We start from the raw sequence: 12,478 nt of genomic DNA on the forward strand, positions 1-12,478 counted from the left end.
CGACCGACGAAGATAGCGATTGAGGAATACAACGCGTAGTCCTTTTCGTACCCGCTCCAAGTTCCAATCAATCTAAAACCCGTCCCGCTCAGCAAAATCTAAACAGGAGTAACGATTGGGTTCTGCGAGAACCCGGGAGTACTCATCATGAAACGCGTCATTTCATTCATGCTGCCGGTCGCTGCAGTGGCTGTTCTGATGTTCCCGCTCATGGCGCAGGCGAGCAGCGCCGAGCCGATCGACAGTGCCGGTGTGCAAGTCCAGCAACAACAGCAAAACGGTATCAATTACCTGTCCGGAGGGATTGGCCTGGACGAGTCACGGGCGATTCAACAAGCCGCCGGCTACAACCTGCACATGACCTTCTCTGTCGGTGCACAAAACCTGTACACCTCGGATGTCGATCTGGTGATCCAGAAAGCCGCAGGACAAACGGTGCTGAATCTGAGTCAGATCGGGCCGCTGGTCTATGCGCAACTGCCGCCAGGCAAATACACCGTGGTTGCCACGCGCAATGGCGAGGTGCGCCGGGACGTTGCCAATGTTGGCAGCGGCGGGGCAAGTAACCTGGTGTTTCATTGGGATTGGCATCAATAACGTCGACCAGGACGGGGTTCGGGCTGAATCCCGTCCATTACGTTCACTTGCGTACCTTCAGGTGGATCCGTAACCCGAACAGCGCAACGCTCACCAGCATCAGGGGGATGAGGCTTTGCCACACGACTTCGAACCAGTACCTGCGCGGTTGCAGATCCCGGAGGTAGGTTGTGCGCGGGCCGCGATTGGTTGTGGTGATCGAGCCACTGATCAGGCTGTCGATGATCATGTAAATCGACGCGCAAACGGCGAACGTTATCAACAGCCCGACAAGAAGCGTCAGCCAGAACGAAGTCCGGCTCTGGCGATAGGGTGGTGGATGGGGCAGGGGGATGCGGGTTCTTTTCTGGTTCATCGACTGGATGACCCTCTTCCGTAAGGGTTGGGAAAAGTATCGCGAATTCCGGCCTGCAAGAAGCGCGGGATCCAGCCGCCACCAAATCGCAGGCATAAAAAAACCCTGAATCTTGCGATTCAGGGTTTTCGGTATTTGGTGCCCAGAGACGGAATCGAACCGCCGACACGGGGATTTTCAATCCCCTGCTCTACCGACTGAGCTATCTGGGCAACGGGGCGCATTAAAAGGGTTTTTCGGATTTACGTCAAACTTTTTTTTAAAATTTCTTAAATTAATTCCGTCGCTTACGATCCGACCCCCGATTTTCGGGGGTTATTCCGCTGGCGGTACGTAGCCTTCCGCTTGGGCGTATTCCTCGCCGGAGAAGTACTTGTCCATTTCGCCCTGAAGAAATTTGCGGTCTTCGGCGTTCATCATGTTCAGACGTTTTTCGTTGATCAGCAGAGTCTGGTGTTTCTGCCAGTCGGCCCAGGCCTTGGCCGAGACGTGTTCGAAGATGTCCTGGCCCTTGGCGCCCGGGTACGGTGGGCGCTCCAGACCTTCGAGTTGTTCTTTGTACTTGCGGCACATTACGGTGCGGGTCATGTCGACTCTCCTGCATTCAAGACGGCGGCCGCGCGTTCGAGCAAGGTCTTGACCGGGGCGGCGAGGCCCAGGCGCGGCGGGGTGGCGAGGTTATACCAGAGCCAGTCGGCCTCGGCCACGTGACCGCCGGCTTCCTGCACCTGAACCAGCCAGGGTTCGATGGACAGCTGGAAGTGACTGAACGTGTGGACAAGGCTCGGCAGCGCCTGCTGCTCGCCGAGTTCCAGCGAGTGCTGCGCGGCGAGGTGTTGCAGGTCGTCGAGGTCGTCGAGTTCCGGCAGGCTCCACAAACCGCCCCACAATCCGCTGGACGGGCGGCGATAAAGCAGAATTGCGCCATCCTCGTTGGCCAGCAGCGGCATCAGCGTGCGTTTCTGCGGGATGGCTTTACGCGGCTTGGGAATCGGATAACGCGTCTCCAGGCCGAGCATGTGCGCTTCGCAGCCCTTTTCCAGCGGACACAGCAGGCAGCTCGGTTTGCTGCGGGTGCATAGCGTGGCGCCCAGATCCATCATCGCCTGGGTGTAGGCGTTGACCCGATCCTGCGGCGTGAAGCGTTCTGCGTTGGCCCACAGCTGTTTGGCGACCTTCGGCTCGCCGGGGTAGCCCTCCTGCGCGGTAAAGCGCGCCAGCACCCGTTTGACGTTGCCGTCGAGGATCGGCGCGCGCAGTCCCATGCTGATGCTGGCAATCGCGCCAGCGGTGGACAGGCCGATGCCCGGCAAATCCGTGAGCTTTTCGACATCGCGCGGAAACTCGCCGCCGTACTGGCTGACGACGATCTTCGCGGTCTTCTGCAAATTGCGTGCGCGAGTGTAGTAACCCAGACCCGTCCACAGGTGCAGCACTTCGTCCTCCGGCGCTTCGGCCAGGGCTTCGACCGTCGGCAACGCGGCCATGAAACGGTCGAAGTAATTGAGCACGGTGCTGACCTGGGTCTGCTGCAACATGATTTCCGACACCCACACCCGATACGGGTTGATGTTCTGTTGCCAGGGCAAATCATGGCGGCCGTGGCGGTCGAACCATTCCAGCACCGCCGTGGAAAACTGCTCCGCTCTCATCGCTTGAACAGCCCCTTCAATGCGTTTTTCAGTTCAGGGCTGACTTTGTCGCCCAGTTTTTCGTCGATTTTTTCGCTGAGCTTGTCGCCGGCCATTTTGGTCGCGACCTGGCCGAGCCGTTCGTTATCCAGGCGGCAAGCCTTGGCGCCAAGCTCCAGCGGGCCACGGCAGCGCAGCGGCCACTCGATTCCGACGAATTTGTCGCCGACCTGACAGGCCGGGTCCGGCATGGCGCTGGTGTCGCCTTCGACGATGATGCCGACGCGATAGTCCATGCCCAGCACTTTCAGGTCGATGTCGCCGTCACCGTTGACGGTCATGCCCGGGATCCGCACTTTCAGATCCGGGTTGCTGGCGACGCCGTTGCGGAAGGTGAGGTTGCCCTTGAGTTCCTGGAACGGCGTGTCCTTGCCGCGCGGTTCGCCGCTCAGGGATTTGCGGTTGAGGGTGGCGATGCCTTTGCACAGTTGCTGCTCAAGGTTGGCGTTGAGCAGCACGCCGTTGTTGATCACGAAACTGGCGTTGCCGTTGAGGGTGTCGATCAGCGCCTGTTGGCTGTTGCCGCTACCGGTGACGGTGCTGGTGAGGTTCACCAGGCCTTTGACCGGCGGATTCTTGCCCTGGCTTTCGAGGATTTTTTCCACCGGCACTCGGTTGATCCGGGTTTGCAGATTCAGCACTGGCGCGGTCTGGCGCACGTCGAGAGTGCCCTTGGCTTCGAAGTCGCCGTTGTACAGCTCGCCGCGAAGGTTCTCCAGGGTCAGCAGGCCGCCCTGGCCGGTGGCTTTCAGCGCAGCGTTCTGGATCGGCAGCTTGTCGAGGGTCAACTGGCCGAAGGTCAGGTCGGCATTCACGTCCAGTTTGCTCAGACGCTCCACCGGAAACAGGCGTTCAGTACTCCACGCGCTTTTGCTCGGTTTGTCCGGCAGCGGGGTGCTGCCGGCACCGGCCATGGCATCGGCTTCGGTGCTGGCGACTTCGGTCTGACGCGCCTGGGTGGCGCTGGTGGCCTTTTCCGATTTCGGCGGCAGGTAGCGGTCGACATTGAACGTGTCGGCCTTGAGGATCGCCCGGAGCGATTGTTTGGCGAAGTCTTCGACGGCGATGCGACCGCTGAAGCTGCTGTCGTCGAGTTTCAGATTGATGTTGTCCAGGGACACGCTGGTTGGCGTGGCGGCAACGCGGCTGACCAGCTCGACCTTGCTCAGGCTGCCTTCGGCCATGGCCGGCAGGGTCTGGCCGATGCTGTCGACGAATTTCGCCAGATCGAACTGGGCGATGGAAATCCCGCCGGTGATCTGCGGGGTCTTGTCGAGATCGTTGGCCTTCAGTTCACCCAGGGCGCGCAACTGGTTGGCGGAAATCTTGATCCCGGTCCATTCAGCGACGTTCGCAGCCTTGTCCAGCAGCATCTGCCCCTGGGCAGAGAACGTCATGGCCTTGCCTTGCAGTGGATCGCCGGTCAGTTCGCCAGACAGCTTCAAGTCTTCGAACTTGTAGCGCTGCAGGGCGCGCTCGATGCGCAGCTCGCCATTGAGCTCGGTGCGTACCCGCAGCACGGGCTGATTGGTGCTGAGGAACGCCGTGGCTTTCAGCGGAATGTTGGTCGAATCGTGTACCGCGCCGGTGCTCAGTTGGATGCTTTCGGCACTGAACTGCTTGCCGGTCTGCTCGTCGTTGTATTCAACCCGTGCGTTGTTGACGGTCAGGCTGTCGATGTCGAGGCGGATCGGCTGCGGCGGTTTTTCCGGCTGGGCAGGCGTTTCGGCAACCGGTTCGCCAGCAACAACTGGCGGGGTGCTGCCCGGCGCAGGAGCAGCAGCAGGCAGCTTGCCGATGTCTTCCCAGTTGCCGTGACCGTTCTTGTCACGGTTCAGGCGCAGGTTCAGGCCTTCGACGCGCACATCGCTCATCTGCACTTCGCGGCGCAGCAGCGGCAGTACGCGCACGGACAGGCCGAGCATCTGCAGATCGGCAAACGGTTCGGCAGGCTTGATCAGGGTGGCGACGCTGGCTTCGTGCAATTCCAGGCCGAGCCACGGGAACAGGCTCCAGCCGATATCGCCATTGAGCGTCAGCTCGATGTGGGCCTTGTCGCGGGCTATCTGGCGGATCTCGTCTTTGTAGTCGTTGGGATCGAAGAGGTGGGTCAGGGCGAAGCCCGCCGCCACAATGATCAGCAACAGCCCGAGAAGTACCAGACCCAGGATTTTGCCGAACGCTTTCATGGGCGAGTCCTTGTAGTTAGTCGAATTCGTAATTTAGCCGGGGAGTATAGCGCTGCATAACCCCGCGCTGGTGCGGCGTCCTGAGGAACCTGTCGATCCGCGACGTGTAGCGCTTCGACAACGGTCGGCAGGAGGGTTCCCCGGTCACAGGAGATCAGATGACTCAAAAAAGGTGATATCAGTTTGGTTTTTCTGTCACGTGCAGATGGTAACCTTCGCCCGTTCGTCCGCCCTTCTGCGACTTTTGGTCGCGCCTCAAGGAGCTTCACCCACCAACACGGTCATGCCTGCGTGCATAAAGGCCGGGGGTGAGCAGTGGCTGGCGAACCATACTAATAATTGGGGGATACACAATGAGCACGAGCATTACGGCGGACGGCCTCAGCGCCGACCAGCCTGCGTTCCTGTCCAAGGAACGCATCATCGCCAAGCCCGGTTTCAACCGCTGGCTGGTACCACCGGCCGCTCTGGCCATTCACCTGTGCATCGGCATGGCCTACGGTTTTTCCGTGTTCTGGCTGCCGCTGTCCAAGGCGCTGGGTATCACCGCTCCGGTGGCTTGCGCGCCGGACATGAGCTTCATCGCACAAGTCTTCTCGTCGCAATGCGACTGGCCGATCTCCATGCTCGGCTGGATCTACACCCTGTTCTTCATCTTCCTCGGCTGCTCGGCAGCGATCTGGGGTGGCTGGCTCGAACACGCCGGGCCACGCAAGGCTGGTGTGGTATCGGCTCTGTGCTGGTGTGGCGGTCTGCTGATTTCTGCGTTGGGGATCTATACCCATCAGATCTGGCTGATGTGGATCGGCTCCGGCGTGATCGGCGGTATCGGTCTGGGCCTGGGCTATATCTCGCCGGTCTCGACCCTGATCAAGTGGTTCCCGGACAAGCGCGGCATGGCGACCGGCATGGCGATCATGGGCTTCGGTGGTGGCGCGATGGTGGGTGCACCATTGGCCGCAGCGCTGATGGGTCACTTCGCTTCGCCAACCAGCGTCGGCGTGTGGCAGAGCTTCCTGGTGATGGCCGCGATCTACTTCGTGTTCATGATCGGTGGGGCGCTGTCGTACCGTGTGCCGCCAACCGGCTGGAAGCCTGAGGGCTGGACCGCCCCGGCGAAAAAAGCCGCGAACGCGATGATCACCCACCGTCACGTTCACGTGAATGTGGCGTGGAAAACCCCGCAATTCCGTCTGGTGTGGCTGGTGCTGTGCCTGAATGTGTCCGCCGGTATCGGCATCCTCGGCATGGCTTCGCCACTGTTGCAGGAAGTGTTTGGCGGCAAATTGATCGGTGTCGATCTGCCGTTCGGTCAACTGGATGCCGGGCAACTGGCCTCGATCGCAGCGATCGCGGCGGGCTTCACCGGTCTGCTGAGCCTGTTCAATATCGGCGGCCGGTTCTTCTGGGCGTCGTTCTCGGACTACCTGGGCCGCAAGAACACTTACTTCGTGTTCTTCGCGCTGGGTTTTGCGCTGTACGCGTTGATCCCGAACCTCGGTCACCTGGGCAACGTTGCGCTGTTCGTGGCGGCGTTCTGCATCATCCTGTCGATGTATGGCGGTGGCTTCGCAACCGTTCCGGCGTATCTGGCCGACCTGTTCGGCACGCAGATGGTCGGCGCGATCCACGGTCGTCTGCTGACGGCATGGGCTGCCGCTGGCGTGCTGGGTCCGGTGTTGGTGAACTATCTGCGTGAGTATCAACTGAGCATCGGCGTAGAACGCGCCGCCGCTTACGACATCACCCTGTACATCCTCGCCGGCCTGCTGGTGCTGGGTTTCCTGTGCAACCTGCTGGTGCGCCCGGTGGCAGACAAGTACTTCATGACCGACGCCGAACTGGCTGCCGAGCAGGCGCTGGGCCACGACAAGGGTGCTGACAGCAGCACTGTGCTCGAGTGGAAAGCCGCTCCGGGCAGCAAGCCGCTGGCGGTTGCTGCGTGGCTGGTGGTCGGGATTCCGTTGGCGTGGGGTGTGTGGGTGACCCTGCAGAAGACGGCGGTGCTGTTCCACTAAGTAAAACGTCTCAACTCTGTGGGAGCGAGCCTGCTCGCGATAGCGGTCTGACAGTCGACAGTGATGTTGAATGTGCGGCCCTCATCGCGAGCAAGCTCGCTCCCACAGTTGTTTTGGGCTGTCCGAAATGGCTTGTATGGACATGTCTATCCCCGACAGTACGGGCTTCTATCCGTCTGCCATATCACGTCTCGTGTTTCTGTTTCGGCCCCGCGCCCCTATAATGGCTGCCTTTTTCGCCCAATGATTTTGCGGAGCTGGTGATGGCCGAACGTAAGGCGTCTGTCGAGCGCGACACTCTGGAAACCCAGATCAAAGCCTCGATCAACCTTGATGGCACCGGAAAGGCCCGATTCGATATCGGTGTTCCTTTTCTTGAGCACATGCTGGATCAGATTGCCCGTCACGGGTTGATCGATCTGGATATCGAATGCAAGGGCGATCTGCATATCGACGACCACCATACCGTGGAAGACGTCGGTATCACCCTCGGCCAGGCCTTCGCGCAAGCCATCGGCGACAAGAAAGGCATCCGTCGCTACGGCCACGCCTACGTGCCGCTCGATGAAGCGCTGTCGCGCGTGGTGATCGACTTCTCCGGCCGTCCGGGCCTGCAGATGCACGTGCCGTACACCCGCGCCACCGTTGGCGGTTTCGACGTCGACCTGTTCCAGGAATTCTTCCAGGGCTTCGTCAACCACGCGCTGGTCAGCCTGCACATCGACAACCTGCGCGGCACCAACACCCACCACCAGATCGAAACCGTGTTCAAGGCTTTCGGCCGCGCACTGCGCATGGCCGTCGAGCTGGACGACCGCATGGCCGGCCAGATGCCTTCGACCAAGGGCGTGCTGTAATGCAGACGGTTGCGGTAATCGATTACGGCATGGGCAACCTGCACTCGGTGGCCAAGGCCCTCGAGCACGTTGGCGCCGGCAAGGTGCTGATCACCAGCGATGCGGACGTGATCCGCGAAGCCGACCGCGTGGTTTTTCCCGGTGTCGGCGCGATTCGCGATTGCATGGCGGAGATCCGTCGCCTCGGTTTCGACTCGCTGGTACGTGAAGTCAGCCAGGATCGCCCGTTCCTCGGCATCTGCGTCGGCATGCAAGCCTTGCTCGACACCAGCGAAGAGAACGAAGGCGTCGATTGCATCGGCCTGTTCCCGGGCGCGGTGAAGTTCTTCGGCAAAGACCTGCATGAAGACGGCGAGCACCTGAAAGTCCCGCACATGGGCTGGAACGAAGTGAAGCAGTCGGTGGATCACCCGCTGTGGCACAACATTCCGGACCTGGCGCGTTTCTACTTCGTGCACAGCTACTACATCGCCGCCGGTAATCCGCGCCAAGTGGTCGGCAGCGGTCATTACGGTGTCGATTTCGCTGCGGCGCTGGCCGAAGGTTCGCGTTTCGCCGTGCAGTTCCACCCGGAGAAGAGCCATACCCATGGCCTGCAATTGCTGCAGAACTTCGCTGCGTGGGATGGTCGCTGGTAAATGGCTGTCAAGAAATCCAAGCCGCCAATCCTGACCCTCACGCCCGAGCAGGAAAGCGACGCCAATCGCAAGATCCAGCGGTTCATGGAGGATCGTTTCGAACTGGACCTGGGTTCGTTCGAGGCGGCGGAAATTCTTGAGCTGTTTACCCGCGAAATTGCTCCGCACTATTACAACAGGGCGATTTTCGATGTGCAGACCCACCTCAAGGAGCGGTTTGAAAGCATCGAAAGCGACCTGTGGGCGCTCGAGAAAAACTGATTTCCGAGCCAAGCTGAACATTCAAATTTGAAGGTTTGCCAGATGCTGATTATTCCCGCTATCGATCTCAAAGACGGTGCCTGCGTACGTCTGCGCCAGGGCCGCATGGAAGATTCCACAGTGTTCTCCGATGACCCGGTGAGCATGGCTGCCAAGTGGGTGGAGGGCGGTTGCCGTCGTCTGCATCTGGTCGACCTGAACGGCGCTTTCGAAGGCCAGCCGGTCAACGGCGAAGTGGTGACCGCGATCGCCAAGCGCTACCCGACCCTGCCGATCCAGATCGGCGGCGGCATTCGTTCGCTGGAAACCATCGAGCACTACGTCAAGGCTGGCGTCAGCTACGTGATCATCGGCACCAAAGCGGTGAAGGATCCGGCGTTCGTCGCGGAAGCCTGCCGCGCGTTCCCGGGCAAGATCATCGTCGGTCTGGATGCCAAAGACGGTTTTGTCGCCACCGATGGCTGGGCTGAAATCAGCACCGTGCAGGTCATCGACCTGGCCAAACAGTTTGAAGCCGACGGCGTGTCCTCGATCGTTTATACCGACATCGCCAAAGACGGCATGATGCAGGGCTGCAACGTACCGTTCACCGCTGCGCTCGCTGCTGCCACCAAGATCCCGGTGATCGCTTCCGGCGGCATTCACAACCTGGGTGACATCAAGTCGCTGCTCGACGCCAAGGCGCCGGGCATCATCGGCGCCATCACCGGCCGGGCGATCTACGAAGGCACCCTCGACGTCGCCGAAGCGCAAGCTTTCTGCGATTCGTACCAAGGCTGAGGACTGACCATGGCGCTGGCCAAACGCATCATCCCTTGCCTGGACGTGGACAACGGCCGGGTCGTCAAAGGTGTGAAGTTCGAGAACATCCGTGACGCCGGTGACCCGGTGGAAATCGCCCGTCGCTACGACGAGCAGGGTGCCGACGAGATTACCTTTCTCGACATCACCGCCAGCGTCGATGGCCGTGACACTACGCTGCACACCGTCGAGCGCATGGCCAGCCAGGTGTTCATTCCGCTGACCGTCGGCGGTGGCGTGCGGACCGTGCAGGACATTCGCAATCTGCTCAATGCCGGTGCGGACAAGGTGTCGATCAACACCGCTGCCGTGTTCAACCCGGAATTCGTCGGCGAAGCGGCGCAGCATTTCGGCTCGCAGTGCATCGTCGTCGCCATCGACGCGAAGAAGGTTTCCGGCCCGGGCGAAACCCCGCGCTGGGAAATCTTCACCCACGGCGGTCGCAAGCCGACCGGCCTCGACGCGGTCGAGTGGGCGAAGAAAATGGAAGGCCTCGGTGCCGGTGAAATCCTCCTGACCAGCATGGATCAGGACGGCATGAAAAACGGTTTCGACCTGGGTGTGACCCGTGCCATCAGCGATGCGCTGGGGATTCCGGTAATCGCTTCCGGCGGCGTCGGCAACCTGCAGCATCTGGCCGATGGCATCCTCGAAGGCCACGCCAGCGCCGTACTGGCGGCGAGTATTTTCCACTTCGGCGAATACACGGTTCAGGAAGCCAAGGCCTACATGGCCAAACGCGGCATCGTAATGCGTTAAACATCCATACAGGCCAGTGGACAGCATGGCGTACCCAAGGCACTCTTGGGCACGCCATGGATTTCGGTAGCCCGACATGATCAAACGCCTGCTTCTCGCTCTCGCCAGTGCCTCCGTGTTGTTGATCAACACTGGCCACGCCGAAGAAAGTCCCGACACCGATCTGGTGCTCCTCACCGAAAACTTCCCGCCGTACAACATGGCGAAGAACGGCAAGAATTTCGCTCAAGACGAAAACATCAACGGCATCGCCACAGACATCGTGCGCGAGATGTTCAAGCGTGCCGGCATCACGTACAGCCTGACCTTGCGCTTCCCTTGGGAGCGGGTCTACAAGCTGGCACTGGAGAATCCCGGCTACGGTGCATTCGTCATGGCGCGCCTGCCGGATCGCGAGACGCTGTTCAAGTGGGTCGGCCCCATCGGCCCGGATGACTGGGTCATGCTGGCCAAGGCTGACAGCAAGATCACCCTCGAAACCCTCAATGACGCGCGTAAATACAAGATCGGCGCCTACAAGGGCGATGCCATTGCCGAGACCCTGACCAAACAGGGCTTGAAACCGGTGGTGGTGCTGCGCGATCAGGACAACGCCAAAAAGCTTGTCAGCGGTCAGATCGATCTGTGGGCCACCGGCGATCCTGCCGGCCGTTATCTGGCGCGGCAGGATGGCGTGACCGGGCTGAAAACCGTGCTGCGTTTCAACAGCGCCGAGCTGTATCTGGCGCTGAACAAAGACGTGCCGGACGAAGCCGTTGCCAAGCTTCAGGCAGCGCTTGACCAGATGCGCAAGGACGGCGTGGTGGACGAGATCATGGGGCGGTATCTGTAACCACCGCTGACTCGGCCGGCGCCTGCGGATCAATTTGCGATTCTGCAGTCGGCTGCTTTGCAGGCTCCTTCACCGGCTCGGTGGGGTGCAGCGGTTCTGGTTCCGTTTTCGGTTCCGGCTTCTTTGTCGGTTCCGGCTCGGTAGGGTAGTCGACCAGATGCAGGCTATCCATGTCGGTATAGCTGAGATGGCCTTCTACTTGGGAGCCATCTTCGCGCAGCAATCGGTAGTCGCTCTGCATCAGATAAACCGCTGCGAACCGTTTTTTCGCAACCAGCGCAATCACTTCCACCTCCGAGGAGTTCACCCATTCATAGGGTGATGATTCGGTGTTGCAGAAGCTGTCGCCCAATCTGGCTGAGCAAGTGATGGCCGACTGAGACGTCGATATTGCCCATGGCCATTGGCTGCCGATGTCGATACCGGTGTTGCGGGTGAATTTGCGCAACATGTCCCAGGACTGAGTACGGCGGGCTCTCCACTTGAGCGATCGGCGCGTGTCTGTGCTGTTTTGCCCATCGCCGACGAGCAGATAGCGATCTGCTCTTTCCAGGCGGTAAAACGGTGAAGTGCGTAGCTGCACAAGGCTTGTCATCACTGGGTCGATTACCGCGAACCATGGCAATCGGACGACCTGTGTGATCTTGGACGGCGTCAGGGCGGCAGAGGCATCCAGCCCGGTCAATTCAGGGGGGGGCGGTGGTGTATCGACCTGAAGCGGGATCGGCATTCGCAAGGCGTAGGCGGTGATGGGCGCTTCAGGTTTGCTGTAGCCATTGGCGCCGACAAAGGTGCCAGGGGCAAAGAATATCTCTCCGGCGGGTGCGGTCGGAGGCTTGACGCTCCAGGTGCTGAAATCGCGGTCGGCTCCGCTGCCCTTGTCGCTCCAGATCAGGGCGTTGGCGCTTGAAGCGACCACCAGATCGGCGCGTACACAACGAACGGCGTTGAAGGAAGGCTTGCTGCGGTCGTTGGAACATACCATTCCGAGTGCCACATAGCCTTCGGGAGCAATCGGCCGCCATACGGAGCAGTCACCGTTGGCTCGCGAACCTGAATCGCTCCATACCCATTGGTAATCAATGGGCCTGCTCAGTGCTGGCCCCTTGCCGGCTTCGGCCTGCTGCGGATCGCCCTCGCGCACAACCGCCATCACCTGCCTGTCGTTGATATTGTCTTGGCCGGAGACAACGAGATCGCCCAGGGGAAAGTAGCCGGGTAGCAGATCGGGGGCCGGTGTCGGGCGCCAGAAGCTGCCGGGTTTTGACTTCGAGCCCGTGTTGTCCCAGATCCGGTGAAACTCGGTGGTGAAATTGATCAGCAGGTTTTCAACCGCTACGGGTTCCATTTGCCGGACAGGCGATGTGAGAGTGTTTTGGGTATTCATGATTAATCCCGAATTGAGAAAGCGGCTCGGTGTCGCCGCGACGGGTCTCAATATCCGGGTATGCAGGTGGTTACCTGCGGTATCTATCTATCG

At 60.3% G+C, this 12,478-nt stretch carries 13 protein-coding genes and 1 tRNA gene; 8 read left to right on the top strand and 6 right to left on the bottom strand.

What is annotated here, in order from left to right; all coding sequences use genetic code 11:
- Nucleotides 1–147 precede the first annotated feature (147 nt).
- Nucleotides 148–597 carry a carboxypeptidase regulatory-like domain-containing protein gene (locus AC07VV_RS16755; RefSeq protein WP_495036860.1) on the top strand — a complete coding sequence of 150 codons (450 nt, stop codon included), beginning with the start codon at nucleotides 148–150 and terminating at the stop codon, nucleotides 595–597.
- 43 nt (nucleotides 598–640) lie between these two features.
- On the opposite strand, the gene AC07VV_RS16760 is transcribed toward AC07VV_RS16755, so the two are convergent.
- From AC07VV_RS16760 to AC07VV_RS16780, 5 genes are all read right to left on the bottom strand, one after another.
- Nucleotides 641–952, bottom strand: coding sequence for a hypothetical protein (locus AC07VV_RS16760; RefSeq protein WP_495036861.1), 312 nt, complete (start codon nucleotides 950–952; stop codon nucleotides 641–643).
- 136 nt (nucleotides 953–1,088) lie between these two features.
- Nucleotides 1,089–1,164: transfer RNA gene (locus AC07VV_RS16765), tRNA-Phe, on the bottom strand.
- Nucleotides 1,165–1,267: 103 nt separating this feature from the next.
- The gene (locus AC07VV_RS16770; protein WP_007952551.1) at nucleotides 1,268–1,540 is read right to left on the bottom strand and encodes an oxidative damage protection protein; all 273 of its coding nucleotides are present in this window, start codon (nucleotides 1,538–1,540) and stop codon (nucleotides 1,268–1,270) included.
- Nucleotides 1,537–2,604 carry an A/G-specific adenine glycosylase gene (gene mutY / locus AC07VV_RS16775; RefSeq protein ID WP_007952550.1) on the bottom strand — a complete coding sequence of 356 codons (1,068 nt, stop codon included), beginning with the start codon at nucleotides 2,602–2,604 and terminating at the stop codon, nucleotides 1,537–1,539. Before mutY ends, AC07VV_RS16770 begins: the two co-directional genes overlap by 4 nt.
- Nucleotides 2,601–4,832: an AsmA family protein gene (locus AC07VV_RS16780; RefSeq protein ID WP_495036862.1), complete on the bottom strand. Its 2,232-nt coding sequence runs from the start codon at nucleotides 4,830–4,832 to the stop codon at nucleotides 2,601–2,603. The genes mutY and AC07VV_RS16780 overlap by 4 nt, the downstream gene beginning before the upstream one ends.
- Nucleotides 4,833–5,185: 353 nt before the next feature.
- Here AC07VV_RS16780 and AC07VV_RS16785 point away from each other — a divergent pair, with 353 nt between their 5' ends.
- The 7 genes from AC07VV_RS16785 (at nucleotide 5,186) to AC07VV_RS16815 (ending at nucleotide 10,998) form a co-directional block, all read left to right on the top strand.
- Nucleotides 5,186–6,850, top strand: a complete 1,665-nt coding sequence (locus AC07VV_RS16785) for an OFA family MFS transporter (RefSeq protein ID WP_495036863.1) — start codon at nucleotides 5,186–5,188, stop codon at nucleotides 6,848–6,850.
- Nucleotides 6,851–7,113: 263 nt separating this feature from the next.
- Nucleotides 7,114–7,707, top strand: coding sequence for an imidazoleglycerol-phosphate dehydratase HisB (hisB, locus tag AC07VV_RS16790; RefSeq protein ID WP_192563168.1), 594 nt, complete (start codon nucleotides 7,114–7,116; stop codon nucleotides 7,705–7,707).
- Nucleotides 7,707–8,345 (top strand): imidazole glycerol phosphate synthase subunit HisH, encoded by a 639-nt coding sequence (gene hisH, locus AC07VV_RS16795; RefSeq protein WP_495036864.1) that lies wholly within the window; start codon nucleotides 7,707–7,709, stop codon nucleotides 8,343–8,345. The genes hisB and hisH overlap by 1 nt, the downstream gene beginning before the upstream one ends.
- Nucleotides 8,346–8,606, top strand: coding sequence for a DUF2164 domain-containing protein (locus tag AC07VV_RS16800; RefSeq protein WP_096821955.1), 261 nt, complete (start codon nucleotides 8,346–8,348; stop codon nucleotides 8,604–8,606).
- A gap of 42 nt (nucleotides 8,607–8,648) precedes the next feature.
- Nucleotides 8,649–9,386: a 1-(5-phosphoribosyl)-5-[(5-phosphoribosylamino)methylideneamino]imidazole-4-carboxamide isomerase gene (gene hisA, locus AC07VV_RS16805; protein ID WP_003220753.1), complete on the top strand. Its 738-nt coding sequence runs from the start codon at nucleotides 8,649–8,651 to the stop codon at nucleotides 9,384–9,386.
- A gap of 9 nt (nucleotides 9,387–9,395) precedes the next feature.
- Nucleotides 9,396–10,166: an imidazole glycerol phosphate synthase subunit HisF gene (gene hisF / locus AC07VV_RS16810; protein ID WP_007909211.1), complete on the top strand. Its 771-nt coding sequence runs from the start codon at nucleotides 9,396–9,398 to the stop codon at nucleotides 10,164–10,166.
- A gap of 76 nt (nucleotides 10,167–10,242) precedes the next feature.
- Nucleotides 10,243–10,998 (top strand): substrate-binding periplasmic protein, encoded by a 756-nt coding sequence (locus AC07VV_RS16815; RefSeq protein WP_495036865.1) that lies wholly within the window; start codon nucleotides 10,243–10,245, stop codon nucleotides 10,996–10,998.
- On the opposite strand, the gene AC07VV_RS16820 is transcribed toward AC07VV_RS16815, so the two are convergent.
- Complete coding sequence (locus AC07VV_RS16820) at nucleotides 10,979–12,385, bottom strand: Vps62-related protein (RefSeq protein ID WP_495036866.1); 1,407 nt, start codon at nucleotides 12,383–12,385, stop codon at nucleotides 10,979–10,981. The two genes, AC07VV_RS16815 and AC07VV_RS16820, sit on opposite strands and share 20 nt — an antisense overlap.
- Between the last annotated feature and the right edge of the window lie 93 nt (nucleotides 12,386–12,478).

The organism is Pseudomonas sp. GW821-FHT02C04 (genome assembly GCF_059421845.1).